Source organism: Streptomyces sp. AC512_CC834 (genome assembly GCF_019049325.1).
Lineage (GTDB): Bacteria > Actinomycetota > Actinomycetes > Streptomycetales > Streptomycetaceae > Streptomyces.
In genome coordinates this window covers 158256-180707 of sequence record NZ_JAGMUO010000128.1, presented here as the reverse complement: position 1 = coordinate 180707, position 22452 = coordinate 158256, and the positions used below count along the sequence as shown (strand labels likewise).

The 22452-nt window shown below is 68.9% G+C and carries 27 protein-coding genes; 17 read left to right on the top strand and 10 right to left on the bottom strand.

Features of this window, described 5'->3' with window-relative positions; translation table 11 throughout:
- Positions 1–30 precede the first annotated feature (30 nt).
- The 4 genes from KUM40_RS39160 to KUM40_RS39145 are packed head-to-tail and all read left to right on the top strand — an operon-like array spanning position 31 to position 3580.
- A complete protein-coding gene (locus KUM40_RS39160) occupies positions 31–1029 on the top strand; it encodes an NAD(P)-dependent oxidoreductase (RefSeq protein WP_281907702.1) in 999 nt (332 codons plus the stop codon).
- Positions 1030–1060: 31 nt separating this feature from the next.
- Positions 1061–2182 (top strand): adenosylhomocysteinase, encoded by a 1122-nt coding sequence (locus tag KUM40_RS39155; RefSeq protein ID WP_217171148.1) that lies wholly within the window; start codon positions 1061–1063, stop codon positions 2180–2182.
- A gap of 5 nt (positions 2183–2187) precedes the next feature.
- The gene (locus tag KUM40_RS39150; protein WP_281907700.1) at positions 2188–2739 is read left to right on the top strand and encodes an NUDIX hydrolase; all 552 of its coding nucleotides are present in this window, start codon (positions 2188–2190) and stop codon (positions 2737–2739) included.
- A 31-nt stretch (positions 2740–2770) separates the two neighbouring features.
- Entirely contained in the window at positions 2771–3580 is an 810-nt protein-coding gene (locus tag KUM40_RS39145; protein ID WP_217171146.1) for a 3-deoxy-manno-octulosonate cytidylyltransferase, read from the top strand.
- Between the two features lie 95 nt (positions 3581–3675).
- Here the strand turns inward: KUM40_RS39145 and KUM40_RS39140 are convergent, their stop codons facing one another.
- Genes KUM40_RS39140 through KUM40_RS39130 form a run of 3 tightly spaced genes read right to left on the bottom strand, consistent with a single transcriptional unit; the run spans position 3676 to position 6591 of the window.
- Positions 3676–4863: a cytochrome P450 gene (locus KUM40_RS39140; RefSeq protein ID WP_217171145.1), complete on the bottom strand. Its 1188-nt coding sequence runs from the start codon at positions 4861–4863 to the stop codon at positions 3676–3678.
- A gap of 4 nt (positions 4864–4867) precedes the next feature.
- Complete coding sequence (locus KUM40_RS39135) at positions 4868–6055, bottom strand: MAB_1171c family putative transporter (RefSeq protein WP_217171144.1); 1188 nt, start codon at positions 6053–6055, stop codon at positions 4868–4870.
- Complete coding sequence (locus KUM40_RS39130) at positions 6052–6591, bottom strand: regulator component (RefSeq protein WP_254396330.1); 540 nt, start codon at positions 6589–6591, stop codon at positions 6052–6054. The genes KUM40_RS39135 and KUM40_RS39130 overlap by 4 nt, the downstream gene beginning before the upstream one ends.
- Before the next feature lie 347 nt (positions 6592–6938).
- Here KUM40_RS39130 and KUM40_RS39125 point away from each other — a divergent pair, with 347 nt between their 5' ends.
- Positions 6939–7781, top strand: coding sequence for a helix-turn-helix transcriptional regulator (locus tag KUM40_RS39125; protein WP_217171143.1), 843 nt, complete (start codon positions 6939–6941; stop codon positions 7779–7781).
- Between the two features lie 39 nt (positions 7782–7820).
- Here the strand turns inward: KUM40_RS39125 and KUM40_RS39120 are convergent, their stop codons facing one another.
- Entirely contained in the window at positions 7821–8267 is a 447-nt protein-coding gene (locus KUM40_RS39120; RefSeq protein ID WP_217171142.1) for a helix-turn-helix domain-containing protein, read from the bottom strand.
- A gap of 494 nt (positions 8268–8761) precedes the next feature.
- Between KUM40_RS39120 and KUM40_RS39115 the strand changes: the two genes are divergently transcribed.
- The 9 genes from KUM40_RS39115 to KUM40_RS39075 all read left to right on the top strand — a co-directional run bounded on the left by KUM40_RS39115 (position 8762) and on the right by KUM40_RS39075 (position 15730).
- The gene (locus KUM40_RS39115; protein ID WP_308401336.1) at positions 8762–9007 is read left to right on the top strand and encodes a transcriptional regulator; all 246 of its coding nucleotides are present in this window, start codon (positions 8762–8764) and stop codon (positions 9005–9007) included.
- Position 9008: 1 nt separating this feature from the next.
- The gene (locus tag KUM40_RS39110) at positions 9009–10028 is read left to right on the top strand and encodes a hypothetical protein (RefSeq protein WP_217171140.1); all 1020 of its coding nucleotides are present in this window, start codon (positions 9009–9011) and stop codon (positions 10026–10028) included.
- Positions 10028–10735 carry an ATP-binding protein gene (locus KUM40_RS39105; protein ID WP_217171139.1) on the top strand — a complete coding sequence of 236 codons (708 nt, stop codon included), beginning with the start codon at positions 10028–10030 and terminating at the stop codon, positions 10733–10735. Before KUM40_RS39110 ends, KUM40_RS39105 begins: the two co-directional genes overlap by 1 nt.
- Positions 10736–10852: 117 nt before the next feature.
- Entirely contained in the window at positions 10853–11419 is a 567-nt protein-coding gene (locus KUM40_RS39100; protein ID WP_217171138.1) for a WhiB family transcriptional regulator, read from the top strand.
- Entirely contained in the window at positions 11416–12465 is a 1050-nt protein-coding gene (locus tag KUM40_RS39095; RefSeq protein WP_217171137.1) for a DUF2637 domain-containing protein, read from the top strand. The genes KUM40_RS39100 and KUM40_RS39095 overlap by 4 nt, the downstream gene beginning before the upstream one ends.
- 101 nt (positions 12466–12566) lie before the next feature.
- Positions 12567–12791 carry a hypothetical protein gene (locus tag KUM40_RS39090; protein ID WP_217171136.1) on the top strand — a complete coding sequence of 75 codons (225 nt, stop codon included), beginning with the start codon at positions 12567–12569 and terminating at the stop codon, positions 12789–12791.
- On the top strand, positions 12788–13453 hold the full coding sequence (gene mobC, locus KUM40_RS42545) for a plasmid mobilization relaxosome protein MobC (RefSeq protein WP_217171135.1): 666 nt from the start codon (positions 12788–12790) through the stop codon (positions 13451–13453). The genes KUM40_RS39090 and mobC overlap by 4 nt, the downstream gene beginning before the upstream one ends.
- Positions 13453–15219 (top strand): relaxase/mobilization nuclease domain-containing protein, encoded by a 1767-nt coding sequence (locus tag KUM40_RS39080; RefSeq protein WP_217171134.1) that lies wholly within the window; start codon positions 13453–13455, stop codon positions 15217–15219. Before mobC ends, KUM40_RS39080 begins: the two co-directional genes overlap by 1 nt.
- Before the next feature lie 106 nt (positions 15220–15325).
- Positions 15326–15730 carry a hypothetical protein gene (locus KUM40_RS39075; RefSeq protein ID WP_217171133.1) on the top strand — a complete coding sequence of 135 codons (405 nt, stop codon included), beginning with the start codon at positions 15326–15328 and terminating at the stop codon, positions 15728–15730.
- A 263-nt stretch (positions 15731–15993) separates the two neighbouring features.
- On the opposite strand, the gene KUM40_RS39070 is transcribed toward KUM40_RS39075, so the two are convergent.
- From KUM40_RS39070 to KUM40_RS39055, 4 genes are read right to left on the bottom strand one after another with little or no spacing between them, the layout of a single operon-like run.
- Entirely contained in the window at positions 15994–17058 is a 1065-nt protein-coding gene (locus KUM40_RS39070) for an ArsO family NAD(P)H-dependent flavin-containing monooxygenase (RefSeq protein WP_217171132.1), read from the bottom strand.
- Positions 17055–17282 (bottom strand): DUF2180 family protein, encoded by a 228-nt coding sequence (locus tag KUM40_RS42790; RefSeq protein ID WP_217171131.1) that lies wholly within the window; start codon positions 17280–17282, stop codon positions 17055–17057. Before KUM40_RS42790 ends, KUM40_RS39070 begins: the two co-directional genes overlap by 4 nt.
- The gene (gene arsB / locus KUM40_RS39060; protein ID WP_217171130.1) at positions 17282–18406 is read right to left on the bottom strand and encodes an ACR3 family arsenite efflux transporter; all 1125 of its coding nucleotides are present in this window, start codon (positions 18404–18406) and stop codon (positions 17282–17284) included. The genes KUM40_RS42790 and arsB overlap by 1 nt, the downstream gene beginning before the upstream one ends.
- On the bottom strand, positions 18403–18711 hold the full coding sequence (locus KUM40_RS39055) for a helix-turn-helix transcriptional regulator (RefSeq protein WP_217171129.1): 309 nt from the start codon (positions 18709–18711) through the stop codon (positions 18403–18405). Before KUM40_RS39055 ends, arsB begins: the two co-directional genes overlap by 4 nt.
- 93 nt (positions 18712–18804) lie before the next feature.
- On the opposite strand from KUM40_RS39055, the gene KUM40_RS39050 reads away from it, so the two are divergent.
- From KUM40_RS39050 to trxA, 3 genes are read left to right on the top strand one after another with little or no spacing between them, the layout of a single operon-like run.
- Positions 18805–19227 carry an arsenate reductase ArsC gene (locus KUM40_RS39050; protein ID WP_217171128.1) on the top strand — a complete coding sequence of 141 codons (423 nt, stop codon included), beginning with the start codon at positions 18805–18807 and terminating at the stop codon, positions 19225–19227.
- On the top strand, positions 19224–20207 hold the full coding sequence (gene trxB / locus KUM40_RS39045) for a thioredoxin-disulfide reductase (RefSeq protein ID WP_217171127.1): 984 nt from the start codon (positions 19224–19226) through the stop codon (positions 20205–20207). The genes KUM40_RS39050 and trxB overlap by 4 nt, the downstream gene beginning before the upstream one ends.
- 24 nt (positions 20208–20231) lie before the next feature.
- Positions 20232–20558: a thioredoxin gene (gene trxA, locus KUM40_RS39040; RefSeq protein WP_217171126.1), complete on the top strand. Its 327-nt coding sequence runs from the start codon at positions 20232–20234 to the stop codon at positions 20556–20558.
- A 136-nt stretch (positions 20559–20694) separates the two neighbouring features.
- On the opposite strand, the gene KUM40_RS39035 is transcribed toward trxA, so the two are convergent.
- Positions 20695–21123 (bottom strand): cobalamin B12-binding domain-containing protein, encoded by a 429-nt coding sequence (locus KUM40_RS39035; RefSeq protein ID WP_217171125.1) that lies wholly within the window; start codon positions 21121–21123, stop codon positions 20695–20697.
- 45 nt (positions 21124–21168) lie between these two features.
- A partial coding sequence (locus KUM40_RS39030; RefSeq protein WP_254396329.1) for a methylmalonyl-CoA mutase occupies positions 21169–22452 on the bottom strand: 1284 nt, incomplete at its 5' end.

The window sequence follows — 22452 nt, the reverse complement described above, 5'->3', positions numbered from 1 at the left end:
CCTCTTCGACGAACCTCTCTGGAGTTTCCCGTGCCGCAGCACGAGCAGCCACCGACCATCGCTGCCCCCCGACGGGCCGTGGTGACCGGCTCCGCCGGATTCATCGGCTCCCACCTCGCACACGCCCTCGTCCAGGCCGGTACCACCGTGATCGGCGTGGACTGCCGGGACCCGTCCACCGACCCCACGGCCGCCGCCAACCTCGCTGCACTGCGGGGGGTCACGGGATACCACCACGTCACGGCCGACCTCCTCCACTGCGCGATCGACCCTCTCCTCATCGACGCGGACGCGGTGTTCCACCTCGCCGGGATTCCCGGTGTACGGCCCTCCTGGGGACCGCAGTTCGGCGACTACCTCGCGTCCAACGTGCTGGCCACCCACCGCGTCCTGGAAGCCTCCACCCGCATCGGTGTCCTCCGATTGGTCGTCGCCTCCTCCTCCAGCGTCTACGGTCCGACCGACGGTGGCGCGAGCCTCGAGGCCGACCGCCCGAATCCCGCCTCCCCGTACGCCGTGACCAAGTTGGCCGAGGAGCAGCTCTGCCTCGCCTACGCCGAGCGCGCCATCGGTCCCAGCGTTGTCGCCCTGCGGTACTTCACCGTCTACGGCCCCCGGCAGCGCGCCGACATGTTCACCCACCGCGCCCTCTTCGCCGCCCTGACCGGACAGCCCCTGTGTCTGTACGGAGACGGCCACCAGCGCCGCGACTTCACCTACATCGACGACGTGGTCGCCGCCACGATCGCCGCCGCCGTCGTCCCGACCGCTCACGGCGCCATCAACGTCGGCGGCGGATCGAACGCATCGCTGCTGGACGTGATCAACGTCGCCACCAGCCTCACCGGTCGCGACATCCAGCTCCACCACGACCACGCGCGCAATGGTGACGTCCTCCTCACCCGTGCCGACCCCAGACGCGCCCGAGAACTCCTCGGCTGGCAGCCGCGAGTCGACCTCCACAGCGGACTGCGCGCCCACATGCAGGCGCTGGCTGCGCAGGTTCCGGACTACAGCCGGGCCGCGTAGCCCTACGCCTCGGAGCCCGAGAGGAGTGGTAATGGAAACTCGCGAGCGAGCGCGGCTGGACGCCTTCTTCCGACGGATCACCGCGCAGTTCCCCGCCGGCGGGACGATCACGACGCTGGTCATCACGCACGTGCTCCCGGAAAGGCCGGCGTTCCTGCGTGCCATGACCGCGGTGTCCACGATCGGCGCCGTGCTCCCCAAGCCCCGGTCGATCCACCAGCCGACCCTCGACGCCGTCCGCCGCACCCTGCCGGTCCACGACCTGACCCGGGAGCGGTTCACCGACGAGACTCAAGCGCTGGACTACCTGGAGGACACGGCCGGCGGCCAGGACGTCGTCCTGGTGGACATCGGCGGGTACTTCGCGGCGAGCCTCGACACGCTCGTGAGTAAATTCTCCGGCCGCATCCTCGGCGTCGTCGAGGACACCGAGAACGGTCACCAGCGGTACGCGGCCATCGACTCCCTGCCGTGCCCGGTTGTGTCCGTGGCCCGCTCCCCGCTCAAGGACTGCGAGGACCACCTCGTCGGCCGGTCGATCGTGTTCTCCACCGACGCCCTCGTCCGGGCCCGCGGGGACATCCTGACCAGCCGCAACGCCTGCGTCATCGGCTTCGGCAAGATCGGCCGCGCCATCGCCCAGGCCCTGCGGGCCCAGGACCTGCGCGTCACCGTGTACGACAGCAATCCGGTCAAGCGGGTACAGGCGCACTCCCTCGGCTTCCGCACCAGCGTGTCCACCACCGAGGCCGTGTGCGACGCGGAACTGGTCCTGTGCGCCACCGGCAATCTCGCCCTTCGGTATGAGGACTTCGCCGCCCTGCGGAACGGCGCGTATCTCGGATCAGTGACCTCTTCCGAGGACGAACTCGAACTCAGCAGCCTTCACGACCTATACGAACGCACATCAGTCGGCGCTCAGCTGACGCGATACGAGGTCACCGGCCACTACTTCTACGTGCTCGCCGACGGCGGCGCCGTCAATTTCGTGCACGGCGCAGCCGTCGGCGCGTACATCCACCTCGTGCAGGCCGAGATACTCGCCGCCACGGCAGCACTCAGCCACACCCGCTTCCGGCCCGGACTGCACGAGATGCCGGCGGCCGACCGCGACGCCATCGCTAGAACCTGGCTCAACCACTTCGAAAGGTGAACCCCGTGCCGCCCTCCGCCGACCACATCCGTTCCGTCACCGAGGCGTACCTCGCCCGCCATCCACACGAACGCGACTCTCTCGCACCGCTGTTCTCAGCGCTGGCCACCTCGGACGATCCCACGCACCGGAAGACGTTCCCCGCCCACGTGACGTGCAGCGCCATCGTCATCGCCACCGACCGGCGCGTGCTCCACATCGTGCACAGGGCGTCCGGGAAACTGCTGGCACCCGGCGGGCACAACGAACCGGAGGACCGCGACCTTCGGGCCGCTGCCCTACGTGAACTGCACGAGGAGGCGGGTGTCCCGCCCAGCGCAGTCGTTCCCCTCCCGGGCCACGAGGACGTGCCCCTCGACATAGACGTGCACCCCATCGACGCGAACCCCTGGAAGGACGAGTCGGCCCACCATCACGTGGACTTCCGATGGGGTTTCCATCTCACCGCCGAGCACCCGGTGACGCTCCAGGAAGAAGAGGTCGACGGCTACGAATGGCGGCCGTTCACCAGCGCTGCTTCGCCCACCGTCCGCTCCAAGCTCGCCCTGCTGCCCTGAGCGCACCGCCCCCGACCATCAGGAGAACGCCGTGGCCGCCACCACAGCCGCAACGACCGGCACCAAACCGCGACGGCACATCGCCGTCATACCCTGCCGCTGGGGCGCCTCACGCTTCCCTGGCAAACCGTTGGCCCGACTCGGCGATCAGCCGCTGCTCTGGCACGTCCACCAGCGCTGCCTGGAGGCCAAACGCCTCGACGGAGCCGTCGTGGCGACCGACGACGAACGCATCGAAGCGGCATGCCACGAACTGGGTATCGAGTGCATCCGCACCGGAGAACACCTCACCGGCACCGACCGGGTCGCAGAGGTCGCCGAGCGACTGCCGGCTGATGCATACATCAACGTTCAGGGTGACGAGCCGTTCATCTCGCCGACCGCCATCGACGACATCTCCGAGGCCCTGGAGCACCTGCCGTCGGGAACGGTCGCCGTCAACGCGTATACCGAACTGGCCGACGTCGGCGCGGTCCTGGACCACAACGTCGTCAAGGTCGTCGTCGCGGCCCGAGGCGATGCCCTGATGTTCTCGCGCCAGCCCATCCCCTACCCGAAGGGTGACCGGCCCAGGTACCTGCGCCAACTGGGTCTCTACGGCTTCACCGGCACGGCCTTGCGGCGCTTCCGACAGCTCCGGCAGGGCCCCTTGGAGCGCGCCGAGGGAGTGGAGATGCTGCGCTTCGTCGAGCACGGGCACGCGGTGCAGATGATCCCTGTCGTGGACGGCGGTGTGGCGGTCGACACCCCGGAGGATCTCGCTCGAGCCGAGAGCCTGCTCCCCAAGCGAGCAGAAGCATGCGCTACGCATGGCGCGGCAGAGCGGCCCGCCGACCAGTGAAGCAGCGGTTGGAGGAGCCGCTACTTTGTCCCGCCCGTTGGTCGTCGCTCGGATCATGGTGCGGCGGAATGCACGTGACCAAGTCACTGGTCCCACTATGCAGGCGAAACAGACACCGGCAGCGTCGTAAGGCCTCGGACCAGGCGTGTCCTTCGCCAAGTGAGCTGTTCAGCCGGTACCGCGAGCTTCATGTCGGGGAACCGTGTGAGCAGCTTCCGAAGCGCGATGTCCGCCTCGGCTTTTGCCAGGGGTGCTCCGACGCACCTGTGGATCCCGTGTCCGAAGGTCAGGTGACCGGCAGCGCCTCTGCTGAGATCGAGGTCGTCCGGCTCCGGCCAGCGCGCCGGGTCGCGGTTGGCGGCGCCGATGGCAACGAGTACCGGATTGCCCGCCGGGATTTCGACGCCGCCCAGGGTGACCGCCTCGGTGGTGAACCGAAACGTCGCGGTGCTGATGGGCGAGTCGTACCGGAGCAACTCGTCGAGCGACGAAGTGATCTCGGCGGGGCGCCGGCGGAGGCGGTGAAGCTCCGAGGGATGTTGGAGAAGGGCCAGGACCGCGTTTCCAAGAAGGTTGGTCGTCGTCTCGTGGCCGGCGACCAGCAGCAGTACACCCAGGGACACCATCTCTTCCTCGGAGAGCCGGTCGTCCCCGTCGCGGGCCGAGATGAGGCGGTCGAGCAGCGCCTGCCCTGGCTGAGTACGCTTCTCGGCGATCAACCCCGTCATGTAGTCCGCCAAGGAGTGCGAGGCGGCGTCGATGACGGCGGGTGCCCCGGAGGTGAACAACTCACCGGACCAACGCCGGACGTCTGCGCGGTCCGGCTCCGGGACACCGAGCAACTCGCAGATCACGATGACGGGGAGTGGCACCGCCAGCTCGGCGACGAGGTCGACGGGGCTGTCGGTCGGCCACCGGTCCAGCAGCGCGTCTGCGGTCCGGGCAATGAACGGCCGAAGATCTTCCACCGCGCCCGTGGTGAACGAGCCCGTCACCAACCTGCGCAGGCGGGTGTGCTCCGGGGGATCGGTGGCCAGCATGTTGTGCGCGACAGCCGGATGGAGACGACGACGCGACTCCTTGCCCGCGAAGAACGCCGCGGTGTTCTTCGAGAGCCGCGGGTCCGCGAGGGCTTGTCGGGCCTCCTCGAATCCGGTGACGAGGTAGTTGCTGTGCCCGCCCGAGCCCGTCGGCACATGCTGCACCGGGCACTGCAATCGCAGCGCGGCGTAGGTGGGGTAGGGGTCATGCAGAAAGGCAGGGTCTGCCGTCGGTTCGCTCATGCCATCAGGCTCCAATCGGCTCGGGCGGGACATCGTCGGCGACACGCACGGGCCCGTAACGGGAGTAGGCGTCGGCCACCAGAAGGAACCACTCCGTGTCGTCTCGGAGGTTCTTCCTGACGGAGGCGTCCGTCGTCGCCGGGGCAGCAACGACCTCGGGGAGCCTGCCTGCTCGTATCGCTGCCAAGGCGGCCTTGTCTATGGCCGCCTCCACGAAGGCCGCGCCCTTCACGCCGTGGTCGGGCGAAGCCATCCTCGCGGCGTCCTCCACCTGCTGTGAGCGGTACGGGCGGAGTGCGAGTATCCCGTCGCTGATCTCGATCACTCGTCGTTGCAGAAGGAAGTCGGATTCCTCGGTCAACGGGCTCTCGGCGTCCACGGACGAGAGGACGATATACGGCATCGCGGATGACAGGTCCTGCCACAGTGGGCCGAGCGCCTCGAAGGACCGCACCTCCCAGCGTCGGCGGTGGGCCTGGCTGATCGGGTAGGCCACGGCGGGGAAGGTCAGGCCGGCGCAGATCAGCAGGACGGCGAGCGCAGGCGCCGTCACGCTGAAGGCACACCTGCCGCCGAGCGAGGAGCACTCCGAATCGCCGTTGATGAGACCCAGACCCAGGCCCAGGTCGACGAGTCGGATCAGTTTGTAGGCGACGTAGACCAGAGCGAGGACACAGCCCGCCGCTGCTGTCCGAAGCCCGGCCCGGACGCTGCCTCGCCGTGTCGCGTTCGACTGGCGTACGGCCTGCACCAGGAAGTCGATGACGGCGAAGCCGAGGTATGAGATGAACAGGAGCAGATACAGGGCATGGGCCTGCGGGGACCTGTGCGTCATCTGCTCCACGCCGAATAGCAGCGTCATGCCGAACACGACGACGGTCAGAAGGCTGGCGCGGGATTTCGTGCGGCGGCGGGCCTCCTCGCGCGCAAGGTTCACCTGGTGGGAAACGGCCAGGACCGCAGTGGCTGCGGCTAGAGAGGCGCTGTTACTCAGGAGACGAGCCACATGCGGGATGACCGCCTCGACCGCGTCCTCAACCGGTGGAGAGTACGAGGCGAAAGCGGCGGCGAACGATGCCAAGAGCGCCCCCATGGCCCAGGTGCCAGCGGGCCTGGGCGTGCCCCGGCCGAAGACCCAGTAGCCGGCAGCCGTCGCGAGAATGCAAGCCATGCCGAGGAAGACTGTATTCATCGGAAGCGAAACCGACCTTTCAGGGCTGGTTGGGAAAACAGTGCGTCCCAGCTGTCTGTGCCCTTTTCAGGGGCCAATGGTGGGCGCTCCCTTTCGCGGTAGATGCGCTGGCGAATTACGCTCGCCATCGTCTCCGCTTCGCGCTCATCGGCGGTCGAATAGCTAGTCCGTCCGGACATTCGCATCACCAGCGTGGGGTTGACCTCGAGCACGTGCGCGGTGTCCGTGTCGACTGTGAGACTGCCGGGGTGGTCGAAGAAGACGTGGCACAGCTCATGAGTGAGGATGTGGCGCTGGTGATGGACTGAGGTGCCCTCCTCGTAGAACAGAAGGTCTGCCGTCGGCGTCTCCAGTCTGATGCCGCATGGAGCATCGGCAGTGCCGAGCGTTTTCAGAGGTTTCAGCACAATGGCTTTACCGCGAAGCGCTGATATGGATTCTCGCAAATCGCGTGTGCTGAAGCGGTAGGGAAGGCGCAGACGGTCGACCTGCTCCTCACACCATTCGCGCCGCCGACTCCCGTCGGTCTTCGGCATGGGCAAACCAATCCCCCCACAGCCTGGGTTGTGCGCCGACTTGTCGCGGCGATGACGGGAGAATGGCAGAACCTAGCTGGAACCCGTGGTTCCAGGAAGGGCCGGTTCCGACTACATGCAGTGATCAATCGCTGGTGTAAGCGCCAGGGCTGGGTGAGTACTCTGAGCGGCCTACCGCCGAGTTGGGCGGTGGGTTCGGCTCTGTTCCTTGGAGTTGAGGTCGCCGCAACCGGTCGGCCGAATGAATGGCGCACGTGAGAGCCGACTACTCTGAATGACGATTTCGGGAAGCCTCGGCGCGTTTCGTGTCTCAGATCACCCGACAGCGAGACCTAGGGTTTGGCGCTATGGACTTCCGGGACGGGCAGGATGACGTCGGCGATCCCTTCGGGGAGTCCCTGTCTGAGCTGCTGCGGTCCTGGCGCAGACGCGCGGATCCCCGCGCGATCCCGGGCCTGCCGGTGCACGGTCGGCGCAGCAAAGGTCTGACGCACAGTGATGTAGCTCGTTTGGCCGGCGTTAGCGCGCGGTGGTACGGCGCGCTGGAGCAGGGCCGGGAGGCCGGCTACTCCGGGGACTTCCTGGACCGTGTCTCGGCCGCGCTGCGGCTGAGCCGCGCGGAGCGTCAAGCGCTGTACCTGAAAGCCGTGGGGCGTCCGCCGGCGCTTGCCGCTGTGCCGGCGGCGGACGCGGCTGCGGAGATGGACGCGACGCTCCAGCACTTCATCGACAACCAGGCGCCGGATCCAGCCGTGGTCACGGACCTGGCGTGGAACATGGTCGGGCACAACAAGGCAGCCGAGCTATGGCTCCCCGGAGCGGTGCAGATGGGCAATCAGATGCGATGGACGTTCCTCAGCTCCGAGGCGCGTGAGCAGCTGGTGTGCTGGGAACGGGACTGGGCGCGTCCCTATCTGGGACAGATCCGGTACGAGCGAGCCAATCACCCGAAGGACGAGGCCCTGCAGCGTCTGGAGCACGACATCCTCGAGGGCTCGCCGGCTGCGCGGAGGATCTGGGACCGACGGGAAATGGTTGATCACGGCGACGGGGCTCTCCGCAGGCTGAGAGTCCGGTACCACCGAGGCGGGGAGGTCGCCGTCCGTACTGTCGCTCTCCGGCCCGCGCGTAGCGACATGCTTCGCGTTACGGTGCTCATGGAAGACGGCCAAGAGGCGATCGGTCGTTGATCTGAACTGGCGGCAGCAGCAGGCTGCATGGCAACCTGCTCAGTCGTCGTCGAGCAGGCCGGAGTCGGCTGAGTCTTCCGGGATCCCTTCCAGCCGCCGGGCCTGGTCGATCACGGCGGTCACCATTTGGAGACTGCTGGTGCTCAGTCCGTTCGCACGCAGCGCGACTCTGCGCACGTTCGTATCGCGCATCGCGGCGACCACACCGATTTCGGCCAGCGTCCGTTCGGCTGCTTCCTCCTCGAAGAAGTACGCGGGCGACACCCCGAAGAACCCGGCGAGTGCTGCGATGGTCTGCATCTTCGGGTTGGTGTTGGTGCCCGTCCGTAGCTGCTGGATGGCGCTTGCCGAGATGGCTACCCCGGACTTCTCCCGGATCCCGTTCGACACCTCGGCGTACGTGTAAGGGCCCCGGCTCTTTGGGTGTACCGCGCGGAACAGGTAGTCGAGCAGCTCCGCGAAGGTTCGCTCGGTCTCGTTGGTCATCTCCAGCCCTCCGTTACCCCCATGCTATCCACTCCAGTGGTGATTGCGAACTTTGGTGAGCTGAGCTTCGCCATTGCAGTTGACGAATGAGCGTCACTGCAGTGTACGTTGACTCCCGCTCGACCACATTGCGATGTTCCGCACCTGCTCAGGCGGGGTAAGCGATGGACTTGTGTCCGGGGTCGCCATATGGTCCTGGTCCCCGCGTAAGCGGAGCACGGACCGCGAGGCAAGGAGGAGAAGCGATGCAGACGCGGGGCCCGTGAATCCCAGGGGGCGCAAAACCGGCGCCCGGGAGCTATCAACTCCCAAGCGCCGGGCCGGCGCCCCGAGGGGGCACCGATTCACATCTCGCGGGCGGCGCGCTTCTTCGCACGAGAACGCCGCACGCGCTCCTACGAGCAACGGAGTATCGCATGCACACCGCCGACGGCGGAAGCTTGGCCTGCCTGGATACGGCCCGGCAACAGCGTCTCGCGGCTCAGCTCGCTGACATGATCCCTGGCGCGGCCACCATCCGCGTCAGCCTCAACGACCCGAGGCAGTCCTGGCCACACCCGCACCTCATCGCGAGGGACGCGGCTGGGAAGACGATCGACCTGAACCGGACCACGAGCAGGGTGGCGGCCCGCTGGATCCTGCGGGTCTGGCCCGCCCTGGACTGGAACCGAGCCCACATCTTCAACCTCGACACGGCGGCGCTCACCCGCAGCGACCTCGCCGCAGCTCGGCGCCGCTGACATGGCGCGGATCCGAACCATCAAGCCGGAGGCTTTCACCTCCGAGTCCCTCGCCGAGGTGACCGTCGCGGCCGAGCGTACTTTCTTCGGCCTCCTCACCCAGGCCGACGACCACGGTCGTCACCGGGACAACGCCGCGATCATCGCGGGACTTCTCTGGCCCCTGCGCGCCGAGCACACCAGCGTCCACGTCGAGGACGACCTCCAGCAACTCGCCAACGCGGGCCTCGTCTGCCGCTACTCCGGCTGCGACGGCAGACGGTACCTGCACATCGTCACCTGGTCCGACCACCAGAAGATCGACAAGCCGAGCCAGTCCCGGCTGCCCGCCTGCCCGCAGCACCATGCGGCGGACCGGTGCGGCCCCTGCAAGGGGACTTGCAACGGCAGGACCGAGGCGTCGCCCACCCATGTCCGAGGGCTCGCCGAGGCTTCGCCGAACCCTTCCCGAGACCTCGATGGACTCGCATCGCCCTCACCGACCGCCGCCGTGCATCGAGGCACGGCCCCGACCGTCCAGCAGGGCACCCTCGTCGACCCCGACGCCGAACCTGACAAGGGAGAGGCGAAAGCCGCAGGTCAAGCGACACTCGCCGAAGACTGCCCGAAGCCTCCCCGAAACCTCGGAGAGGGCTCGGCGCCTGGATCTAGGATCTTGGATCCTGGATCTCCCTTCCCTACGGGGCGCGTTGCGCCCGCCGCCCAGGTCTCGGCCAACCAACTCGTCGGCGAGTACGTCAGCGCCTGCGAGAAGCGCCCGCCGGGCGACGTGATCGGACACCTCGGGCGGATCACCAAGAAGCTCCTGGCCGAGGGCATCGACCCGCAGGACATCCGGGCCGGGCTGGCGAGGTTCGCCGCTAACCCCAAGCACCCGAGCGTGCTGACCAGCATGGTCAACGAGGCCATGAACGCACGACCCGGCGGTTTGGCGGGGCCGGGATCCGGCCCTAACGTGCCCGCTCACCAGGCGTGGACCAACCCGGTCGATGCTGCCGCCGCCTACGCCGAGGAGCTGTGATGACCGCCCGTACCCGCGACCTCCAGACCCTCGGCAGCGCAGGAACCCTCGACCGGATGGCCCGCATCCTGGCCGCTCGCAACATCAACCCGGCCTCCCTCGAAGACCTGGCCGACGAGCCCGAGCCGTTCTCGCCACTGGAAGCCCTGTCCGCCGGGATGCCCCCGCGTTACAGGGAGGCCCTGGCCGACCACCCGCAAGTCCTGGCCTGGGCCCGGGACGTAGCCGCGCTGGCCGTCGCCCCCAGCCTCGGAGCGCGCAGGCAGGTCACGACCGGTCCGAGCCTGCTGATGGCCGGGGTGGTCGGCGCGGGCAAGACGCACCAGGCGTACGGCGCGATCCGGCTGCTCGTCCGGATGGGCCTCGGGGTCCGCTGGCGCGCGACCACCGCCGCTGACCTGTACGCGGACCTGCGCCCCCGGCCCGGCGTCGACAGCGAGCGCGAGCTGGCGGCCGTCAGCCGCTGCCCGGTGCTGCTCATCGACGACCTCGGGGCGGCCAAGACGTCCGAGTGGGTCGAGGAAGTGACGTACCGGCTGATCAACCGCCGCTACAACCTCATGCTGCCGACCCTGGTGACCACCAACCTGGCGATCAAGGACCTCCGGGCCTGCCTCGGTGACCGTGTCACCAGCAGGCTCGCCCAGATGACCGACCGGGTCGAGTTCGAGCCGGTGGACCGCAGACGCCATCGGGCCGCTGCCTGACGCCCGGCACGCCGGCACCCCATGGCCGCGCGGCCGCAGCGCTGCCCCATACCTTCCCGACCCACCGCACCCCTCCGCCGACGCCTCTGCGCGCGGAGGGCGATCGGAGCAACCCGCATGACCCACACGACGATCAACCCTGCCCGTCACCGGTCGCTCGGCGACCAGACCTGGCAGGACGATGCCGTCTGTCAGAGCACCCAGTACAACCCGGTGGACCCCGAGACCTTCTTCCCGGAGCCCGACGAGACAGGGAAGATCGCCGCCGCAAAGTCGCGTTGCGGCCAGTGCCCGGTCCGCCGAGCCTGCCTGGACGCCGCGCTGGAAGGCGGTGACACCGACGGCATCCGCGGGGGACTGACCGAGGAGGAGCGCGGGCCGCTGCACGAGAAGATCGCCCACCGTCTCGACTACAGCCGCGTCAACGACACGATCGCGGGACGCGACGTCCACCTCACCAAGGCCGAGCGCCGCGCGGTTGTCTACGCCGCCTTCCGCCACGGGGTGACCGAGCAGCGTCTGGCCTGGCTGTTGAAGGTCACCGAGGAGCACGCCCAGAAGCTGTACCGCGAGACCCGCCGCGCCCTGCGCAACCGCGACCTGAACCAGCCCGCGACGACCACCGCGCCACCCGAGGCCGGCGGAGGACGCCTGGGTCGCGACGACTTCGGAACGGCGGCATGACCACCACGAGCGCTCCGAAGACGGCGCACGTCTCCGGCTGGGACCGCGCGGTCGTCGTCGCCCTGGGCGGTGCGGGATGCGCGCTGTCGTACGACGCCCTCCAGCAGATGGCCGTCGCCATCCACGTCCGAGGCTTCCTCACCTACCTCTTCCCCCTGGTGATCGACGGGTTCATCGCTTACGGCATCCGGGCACTCCTGGTCCTCCGCCACGCGCCCCTGCGCGGCCGGCTCTACGTCTGGACGCTCTTCGGAACCGCCACCGCCGCCAGCATCTGGGCCAACGCGCTCCACGCGGTACGACTCAACGAGGACGCGGTCGCAGGCACCGGCCTCCGGCTCGGGGACACGGTGGTCGCGGTGCTGTCCACCATCGCCCCGCTCGCCCTGGCCGGAGCGGTCCACCTCTACATCCTCATCGCCCGGGGGCCGGTCAAGAGCAGTGACCGTGAGGCCCTCGGTCAGGCCGGTCACCTCGGTCAGACCGAACGGCGCGACGGTGTCGAGGGTACCCGGGCCGACCAGGTCGGTCAGCAGCCGGAGGCCGGTCAGCCGGTCACCGCCCTGTCCGACCGGCCGCCGCTGTCCCCGGACAAGGCGACCCCCGCCCCCCGGTCACTGACCCGGAACAGTGCCCCAGCGGACAACAGCAGGCCGGTCAACGGTGGCCTGGGTCAGCCGCACGAGGTCACTCACCTGCCCGGACAGTCGGACGCAACGCGGCCGGTCACTGTCCGCCCCGACAACACCGCCCCGGACACCGGCGACCAGGACAGCCCGGCGCCGGTCACCGGCCGGCCGGTCGCTCCTCCGCCGGTCACTGACCGGGGTGTCCGGACACCCGGTGACCGGCGGCCCGACCCGGACACCGAGGAACTGCTGAAGATCGCCCGGTCAGCGGTCAGGGCCGAGGACAAGCTGACCCGCAAGGTGGTTGCCCAGGCGATCCGCGGTCAGCAGATCCCGCTGTCCAGCGACACCCTGACCGCCCTGATGGCCCAGCTCCGCGCCCAGCACGGACAGCCGGTCACCTCCGTCCGGAGCTGACCGGACACCACGGAGCGGGTGACCGAGCCGGTCACCTCGGCCGGTCACCCGCTCCGGGCACCCGCCACACAACCCTCCAGAGCAGAAGCGGAGAACACCCGATGCGCACCCGCCCGGCCACTCCTGCCGAAGTCGACTCCTGGCTGACCGTTCTGTACCGGCGCGGCCACCTCCATCGCGCGCAGTCCGGCCCCGACAACACCTGGATCGTGCAACGAGAGCAGCACAGTCGCCCCTGGACCCTGCACCACCCGATCCTGGCCATGGACTGGATCGAGGAACTCGTCCGCGAAATCCAGCAGCAGGATCCGGAGACAAGCCGGTGACCACCGACGACCCGGCGGCGACCACCGCCGGACAGCAGCGTGACCCCACGACGGCTCCTGGCGGAGCAAGTTGTCGCGTACGACGGTCCTACGGCCCGTCGTACGCACTTGCCCCCGCCCAGGAGGGCGGAGGAAGCCCGGCTGGTCCCCGAGCGAGGGCGCTCGGGGGCCAGCCGGGCGACCGGCACCAGGGGGCGCCGGTCACTGGGGGAGAAGCCGACCGCGACGACCACCGCGAGCAGCCGAGCCCGAGCACGCCCGCCTTCCCCGACCGCAAACCGCGCCGCCGCAGCCGCAACCCGAACGAGCGCACCCGCAAGACGACCACCCGCCTCTCCGACACCGAGAAGGCCGAGATCGTCGCCGCCGCCGCGCAGCGCGGCATCACCGTCGCACGCTTCCTCGCCGCCGTCGGCCTCGCAGCCGCCCGCGGTTCGACCACCCTGCACACCAACGAACGACTCGACGCCGCCATCGACGAGCTGGCCGCCCTGCGCACCGCCCTGGCCCGGATCGGCAACAACATCAACCAGATCGCCTACGTCCTCAACGCCGGCGGACAGCCCCGCCCCGGCGAACTCGACCGCGTGCTCACGGTCCTGACGCGGCTCCTGGCCCGCGTCGACGACACCGCTGACGCTCTGGTGAAGAAGCGGCTTTGATGGTCCCCAAGATCCGGCGCGGCTCCCGAACCCACGGCCTGCTCGCCTACCTGTACGGCCCCGGCAAGCGCGACGAGCACATCGACCCCCATCTCGTCGGGAGCTGGGACGGCTTCGCCCCCGACCCCGGACGCGACACCAGCCCGGGCCCTGATCCGAAGGTCACCCTCGCTCGACTCGCTGCCGCGCTGGACCTGCGCGTCAAGCAAGCCGGCACCAAGGCACCGGCCGAGCACGTCTGGCACTGCTCGGTCCGCACCGATCCCGGCGACCGGACCCTGACCGACGCCGAGTGGAACACGGTCGCCCGCCGCCTGCTCCACGCAGTCAACCTCGCCCCCGAAGGCGACCCGGACGGTTGCCGCTGGATCGCCGTGCGCCACGCCGACGACCACATCCACATCCTGGCCACTATGGTCCGAGGCGACCTGCGCCGTCCCCGGATGAACTACGACTTCAAGAAGGCCCAGGCCGAATGCCGGCGCATCGAAAAGGAGATGGGCCTGCGTCGGCTCAAGCCCGGCGACGGCACCGGAGCCAAGACCCCCACCAGCGCCGAACGCTTCAAGGCCGAGCGCACCGGCCGACCCGAAGCCCCACGCGAGACGCTCCGCGAAGCCGTCCGCCAGGCCCTCGCCGGAGCGGCCACCGAAGAGGAGTTCTTCACCCGGCTGCGCGAGGCGGGCCTCCGCGTCAAGATGCGGACCGCCCCGTCCGGCGACGCCATCGGCTACAACATCGCGCTCCCCGGTGACCGCAACCGCCACGGCGAGCCGATCTGGTATCCCGGCTCCAAGCTGGCCCCCGACCTGTCCCTTCCGAAGATCCGTCTCCGGCTGGCCGGAGGCGTTGCCGAGCGGGCAACGCCTCCGGCCGCCGGTGGCCGGGCGGATTGGTCCCCGCCCGCCCGAGAGCGACGGAGCGCCACCGGGGTCGCCGAGCGTGCTGCCGTCCTCCTCGACAGCGACGACGAAGCCGCCGCCCAGCTCGTCGGAGTCGGAGAACTCCTCGACGCGGTCGCCCAGACCTCCCCGGCCACCACCCGCGCCGAGCTGGGGGCAGCCGCCCGAGCCTTCGAGCGGGCGACCCGCAGCCATGTCCGAGCAGAACGTGCCGACACCCGGGCTCTCCGCTCGGCCGCACGGGGAATCGTCCAGGCCGGCGGCGCTCTCGGCCGTGGCGAGGACGGCGGCACCACCGCCATGCTCGTCTCCACACTGGTCCTGGTCACCCTCGCCGCCGCCCGCTGGCACTCCGCCCGCGGCCACGCCCAGCAGGCCCACGCCTCCCGTCAGGCCGCCGAGCACCTGCGAGCTGCCTACCGGCAGGTCGCCGCCACGCCGATGCGAGTGCTGCATGACCAAGGCCGTGCCCTCCCCGACGCCGAACGCCGGACACACGAGGCCACCATCCGCGCAGTTCTGCCGGAGCAGGGACCGCGAGCAGACAGCCCGTCCACTAAGAACGACGCCTTGATCGCCACCCTTGCTCAGGCCGAGCAGGCGGGCCACGACCCCGACACACTCCTGCAGCATGCCATCGACATGCGGGAACTCGACACAGCCGCGGACGTGAATGACGTCCTTGTCTGGCGCCTGCGCCGGATCGCCCAGCTCTCCGCCCACCCCGGCGAAGCTCTCCGTCGCCCGCAGGCTGGCGCCCGTCCGACCAAGACCTCAGCCAACCGCGTCAGCGAACGCAACGCCCTCACGGCGGCGGTTCGCCCTGCCGCCTCGGAACCGCGTAGCCGCCCACCACGCCGCTGAGCAGAGTCCAGAAGGCCGCCCACCGACCGGCCGGCCTCCACGAATTGCCTGGACAGCTGATTCCACCGGCTGTTACGGATGGAAACAGAAAGCCCACGATCGGGAGATGACGCTCGTGCTCAGAACCACCGACCGCACCGCAGAGCCGACACCGGTGCTGCCCGTCCTCCCCGCCGGCACCGATCCTCTGCTGCAACTTCAGTACGAGACGCAGCCCGCCACCGGTCCCGGCGCGACCCGCTGCCTCAGCCACCCACACGAGCTGGCCTTCGGCGGCATCCCCACGACGTGCTCGGCCTGCCGGGCCCGGCGCGACTGGCTGCTCATCAACCACGGCCGCCGTGTCTGGATCCGCTGCCGGTGCAGCAACCAGTGGCTCGAACCCGAGATCAGCCGCGCCTACTTCGACGCCCTGATCGACAGCCCGGACGTCACGACCTACCCCGGCGTCGAGCAGTGTCTCGTCGCGCTCGGCTTCGACGGCGCCTTCGCCGGCATCTACCTGGAGTAGGCGAGTAAGGACCAAACGCCGAGGAGCGCCACCGACGAGTCGGTGGCGCTCCTCGGCGTTGCAGGTGTGGTCAGCCGCGCTTGCTGTTCGTCGGCAATGCGCCTCGGAGGTCCCACCCAAGGCACTCGAGGAGTTGGCGACGATCGTCCCGAGCACAGCGTTGTGGGACGAGGGGAACAGAAGGGACGGAATCATTGGCCGTCACTGCCGGCGGCAGCACGCTCAGCAGTCGGCCCCTGGCGCACCGTACGGTCGGTCGCGGGTCAGCGGCTCACCCGGCGCGCAATCTGGTGGGCGGCCTCCCGGGCAGGGCGGCCCACGCCGATCAGGGTGGCGGAAGCCGGGCCGGTCCAGTCGCCGTAACCGAGCAGGTGCAGGCGGGCTTCACCGACGGCCTGAGTACCGGAGGTAGCGACGTGGCCTCGCGGGCCGCGCAGCCCGAGCGGGGCGAGGTACGCCAGGGCCGGCCGGAAGCCGGTGCACCAGATGATCGCGTCCACGTCCGACCGGCTGTCGTCGGCCCACTGGACGCCGGTGGCGGTGTGCCGGCTGAACATCAGGCGGGCTTGCAGGAGTCCAGCGTCGCGCGCGGTGCGGATCGGTGGCACCGCGACGATGTCACCGAGCGAGGCCACCCCGCCGGTGTCACCGCGGCCGGCGTCCAGGGCGCGGCGGCGGGCCGTGGCCGCGTCGAACAGGGCACGGCCGTCGATGTCGTCGGCCAGGAAGCGCGGCGTGCGCTGAGTCGTCCACGTGACGTCGACGTCACCGTCCAGGGCAAGGTCGGCGGCGATCTGCGCGCCGGAGTTCCCGCCGCCGACCACGATCACGCGCTGCCCGGCGAAGTCGACCGGACTGCGGTAGTTCACCGTGTGCAACTGCCGCCCGGCGAAGATGCCGCGGCCGGGAATGGTGGGAACGAAGGGACGCGACCAGGTGCCGGTCGCGCTGACGACCGCCTTCGCCCGCCAGGTGCCGGAATCCGCCTCGACCAGGAGCCGGTCGCCGTCGCGGTGGACGGCTTCCGCCCGGGTTCCGCGCTGGACAGGCAGGTCGTAGCGCTTCTCGTAGTCCGCGAGGTATTCCACGACGTGGCCGGCGTCCGGGTAGGTGTTACCGGGCTGGGTGGGCATGAGGCGGCCCGGCAGGGAGGAGTGGTCGGCCGGGGAGAACAGGTGCAGGGAGTCCCACATGTGCTGCCAGGCCCCGCCCGGGCCGGGTTCGGCGTCCAGGATGACGAAGTCCAGGCCCTGGCGGCGCAGGTGGTAGCCGGCGGCGAGCCCTGCCTGGCCGCCGCCGACCACGACGACATCCGTGGTGCGGGTCACGGAGCTGGAGTCGGGGCTGCTGCGGTGGGCGCCCAGGCTGTCGCGCAGAGAGGGCACAGCACCGTGCGGGCCTCGGCCCCGGCAGGTGTTCCGAGCACAGGACCCAGGCGCACGCTATGGGCCGCGATCCGGGCGTGCTGGGCGCATACTCCGGCGCCGCAGCGCCGGCAGACGCCGACGCATGGGCTGTTGCTTCCTGCGGCCCGGCAGTCGAGGCAGTGCATCAGATGTCCCTTCCCGGTGTGGTGAGGGCGGCGGGCGCGAACTTCTTGCGCCAGGCGAGCGCGACGTAGACCAGGCCGATCAGCACTGGTACTTCGATGAGCGGACCGACGACGCCGGAGAGGGCCTGGCCGGAGGTGACGCCGAAGGTGGCGATGGCGACGGCGATGGCCAGTTCGAAGTTGTTGCCCGCGGCGGTGAAGGCGAGCGTGCTGGTGCGGTCGTAGGCGAGACCGAGGGCCTTGCCTAGGAGGAAGGTGCCGAAGAACATGATCGCGAAGTAGACCAGTAGCGGCAGCGCGATACGGACGACGTCCAGCGGCTGCGAGGTGATCGTCTTTCCCTGCAGGGCGAAGAGGATGACGATGGTGAACAGCAGTCCGTACAGGGCCCAGGGGCCGATCTTCGGCAGGAAGCGCTGCTCGTAGGGTTCGCGGCCCATCTTCTTCTCGCCGATGCGGCGGGTGAGGAACCCGGCGAGCAGGGGGATGCCGAGGAAGACGATGACGTTGAGGGCGATGTGCCAGACGGGTACGTCCAGGCCCTGGCCGTCGCCGAGGCCGAGCCATTGCGGCAGTAGGTCGAGGTAGAACCAGCCCAGGACGCCGAACGCGATGACCTGGAAGACGGAGTTGAGCGCTACGAGGACGGCGGCGGCTTCCCGGTCGCCGCAGGCCAGGTCGTTCCAGATGATGACCATGGCGATGCAGCGGGCGAGGCCGACGATGATCAGTCCGGTGCGGTACTCGGGCAGGTCGGGCAGGAAGATCCAGGCCAGCGCGAACATCACCGCCGGGCCGACGATCCAGTTGATGACCAGCGAGGAAACCATCAGCTTCTTGTCGCCGGTGACGGTGTCGAGCCGGTCGTAGCGGACCTTGGCGAGCACCGGGTACATCATGACCAGAAGGCCGAGCGCGATCGGCAGGGAGACCCCGCCGACCTCGATCTTCGCGAGCGCGTCGTTCATGCCCGGAATGAGACGTCCCAGGCCGAGGCCGACGGCCATGGCGAGAAGGATCCAGACCGCGAGGAAGCGGTCAAGGGTGGAGAGCTTCCTGACGATCGAGTCGTCACCGCCGGCTCCCGGCGTGGCGGGGGCGGCAGCGCGTTCGGTGGAGGTCACGGGCAGGCCCTCTTGTTCTCGGCGGCAATACGGGCGGAGTCGGCGAGCGCGGCGAACTGCTCGGAGAGTCCGGTCAGGACCTCGGGCTTGAGCTTGTAGTAGGTGTAGCGGCCGCAGGGCTCGGTCTCCACGATCCCGGCCTCGCGCAGCACCTTCATGTGGTTGGAGAGGTTGGTCTGCTTGGCTCCGGTCTCCTCGACCAGGTGTGTCGTGCAGAGCGTCTCGCTGGCCAGCAGGGTCACAATTTTTAGGCGGAGTGGATCGCCCAGCACCCGGATCACATCAGGTTCGACTGAAGTCAGCATGCACTGATACTCTCACATCGATGACCGCTGATACCAGCGGAGGCTGAAGTCATTGGCGGCTGGTCCGTCATGCGACGAGAGAGAACGATCACCATGGCCGAGTCTTCCGGCAAGCCGTCCGTCCTGTTCGTCTGCGTCCACAACGCCGGCCGCTCCCAGATGGCCGCCGCGTGGCTGACTCACCTGGCCGGCGACCGCGTAGAAGTCCGCTCCGCCGGCTCCAACCCCGGCAACGCCGTGAACCCGGCCGCGGTCGAGGCGATGGCCGAGGTCGGCATCGACATCTCCGCCGAGACGCCGAAGGTCCTGACCGTGGACGCGGTCAAGGAGTCGGACGTGTGCATCACGATGGGCTGCGGCGACGCCTGCCCGGTCTTCCCCGGCAAGCGCTACCTGGACTGGAAGCTGGAGGACCCGGCCGGACAGGGCGTCGAGGCCGTCCGGCCCATCCGGGACGAGATCAAGAAGCTCGTCGAGGGTCTGATCGCCGAGATCGCGCCGGAGAAGACCGCATGAGCGAGATACGCGACGTCATCGTCATCGGCTCCGGCCCGGCCGGGTACACCGCCGCCCTCTACGCAGCCCGCGCCCAGCTCAAGCCGCTCGTCTTCGGCGGGGCCGTCTTCGTCGGCGGCTCCCTGACCACCACGACCGAGGTCGAGAACTTTCCCGGCTTCCCCGAGGGTATCGACGGGCCGGTCCTGATGGAGAACATGCGGGCCCAGGCCGCGCGGTTTGGCGCCGACATCATCGAGGACGACATCGTCTCCGTCGACCTGTTCGGCCGTATCAAGGAAGTCACCGACTCCGCCGGCACCGTCCACCGGGCCCGCGCCGTGATCGTGGCCACCGGCTCCGGCTATCGAAAGCTGGGCCAGCCGAACGAGGAAAGGCTGTCCGGGCGGGGTGTGTCCTGGTGCGCCACCTGCGACGGCTTCTTCTTCCGCGACCGCGACATCGTCGTGGTCGGCGGCGGCGACACCGCAATGGAGGAGGCCACCTTCTTGACGCGCTTCGCTCGCTCGGTCACCGTCATCCACCGGCGCTCGGCCCTGCGGGCTTCCCAGGTGATGCAGAACCGGGCCTTTTCCGATGACAAGATCTCCTTCGCGTTCGACAGCGAGATCGCCGAGATCAAGGAGAAGGACGGCATGCTCTCCGGTGTCGTCCTGCGAGACACCTTCACCGGCGACACGCGCGACCTGGACGTGACCGGGCTGTTCATCGCCATCGGCCACGACCCGCGCACCGAGATCTTCGCCGGCCAGCTCGACCTCGACAGCGAGGGCTACCTCAAGGTCGCCGCCTCCTCCACGAAGACGAACATCCCCGGCGTGTTCGGCGCGGGCGACGTGGTCGACCACACCTACCGACAGGCCATCACCGCCGCCGGCTCCGGCTGCGCTGCAGCTCTGGACGCCGAGCGCTACCTCGCTGCTCAAGGACACGGCGAGCAGGCCGAACCGGACAAGGCGTCCGCGGCCGTCACCGCCTGACTCTCTGACTTAAGGGAAGCCGCAATGGCACTGAAAAGCACCACAGACGCCACCTTCGACCAAGACGTCCTGACCGGCGACAAGCCCGTCCTCGTCGACTTCTGGGCCGCCTGGTGTGGCCCCTGCCGACATCTGACTCCCTCCCTGGAGGCGATCGCGGCCGAACACGGAGACAAAATCGAGATCGTCAAGCTCAACATCGACGAGAACCCGGACACCGCCGCCAAGTACGGCGTGATGTCCATTCCAACGATGAACCTCTACGTCGGCGGCGAAGTCGCCCAGACCATCGTCGGCGCCAAGCCGAAGGCGGCGCTCGAACGCGAACTTGGTGCATACCTCGACGCGTGATGGTCGCAGAGAGGTGCTGCAGAGCGCAGACAGCGCCTATTGCGCCGGGAGCCGATGCGGTCTGCCAACCAGTGTCGAATGGGCTGCCTTGGATGTCGGCTGCGGCCGGCGTCCACAGTCTCGTCGCGCGGGGGCACTACGAAGGCACGGACCCGAGGGATTCCTTGCTCGAGCCCACATGAGTCGTCACCCAGTCCACGACCGTTGCCATCGAGGTCCCTGGTGTGAACAGTGCGGCGACTCCCTCTTCCAGGAGGTTTTCGACGTCGTCCAAGGGAATGATGCCGCCCCCGAACACGACAATGTTGGACGCTTCCTCGTGCCGCAGTAGCTTCATGACTTCCGCGAAGGCGGTCATATGAGCGCCGGACAGCACAGAAAGTCCGATGCCATCAGCATCTTCTTGGACAGCAGTGGCAACGATCTGCGCCGGTGTCTGGTGCAGCCCCGTGTAGATGACTTCCACGCCAGCGTCTCGCAGTGCTCGTGCGACAACCTTCGCGCCACGATCATGGCCGTCGAGGCCGGGCTTGGCCACGACGACGCGCAGGGGGGACGATTGCATAAACGCTCGACTCCTCGTGTTCGCAAGTACGACATTGGGCCATCTCTAGACGTCCAACGGGACGTAGGCTCCCCAGACCTCCCGCAGGGCGTTGCAGACCTCGCCCACCGTCGCGCGGGCGCGCAGGGCGTCTTTCATCGGGTACAGGACGTTGTCCTCGCCCTCGGCGGCCTTCTTCAGGGCCGCCAGCGCGGCGTCGACCGCGGGCTGGTCGCGCTCCGCGCGGAGCGTGGCCAGCCGCTCGGCCTGCTGGGCCTCGATGGCCGGGTCGACGCGCAGCGGTTCGTAGGGCTCCTCAGCGTCGAGCTGGTAGCGGTTGACGCCGACCACGACGCGCTCGCCGGAGTCGGTCTCCTGGGCGATGCGGTAGGCGCTGCGCTCGATCTCGTTCTTCTGGAAGCCGTGCTCGATGGCGTTGACCGCGCCGCCGAGGTCCTCGACCTTCCGCATCAGATCCAGCGCCGCCGCCTCGACGTCGTCGGTCATCTTCTCGACGACATAGGAGCCGGCGAAGGGGTCGACGGTCGCCGTCACGTCCGTCTCGTAGGCGAGGACCTGCTGGGTGCGCAGGGCGAGGCGCGCGCTCTTGTCGGTGGGCAGCGCGATGGCCTCGTCGAAGGAGTTGGTGTGCAGCGACTGCGTGCCGCCGAGGACCGCGCCCAGGCCCTGGACGGCGACGCGGACGAGGTTGACCTCGGGCTGCTGGGCGGTGAGCTGCACGCCGGCGGTCTGGGTGTGGAAGCGCAGCATCAGCGACTTGGGGTTCTTCGCGCCGAACTCCTCGCGCATCACCCGCGCCCAGATCCTGCGGGCCGCGCGGAACTTGGCGATCTCCTCCAGGATCGTCGTACGGGCCACGAAGAAGAAGGAGAGACGCGGTGCGAAGTCGTCGACGTCCATGCCGGCCGCGACCGCGGTGCGCACGTACTCGATGCCGTCCGCGAGCGTGAACGCGATCTCCTGCGCGGGAGACGCGCCCGCCTCGGCCATGTGGTAGCCGGAGATCGAGATGGTGTTCCACTTCGGGATCTCGGCCCGGCAGTACTTGAAGATGTCCGCGATCAGCCGCAGCGACGGCTTGGGCGGGAAGATGTACGTCCCGCGCGCGATGTACTCCTTCAGCACGTCGTTCTGGATCGTGCCGGTGAGCTGGTCGGCGCTCACGCCCTGCTCCTCCGCGACCAGTTGGTACAGCAGGAGCAGCAGCGAGGCCGGGGCGTTGATCGTCATCGACGTGGAGACCTTGTCCAGCGGGATCCCGCCGAACAGCACGCGCATGTCGTCGACGGAGTCGATGGCCACGCCGACCTTGCCGACCTCGCCGCCGGC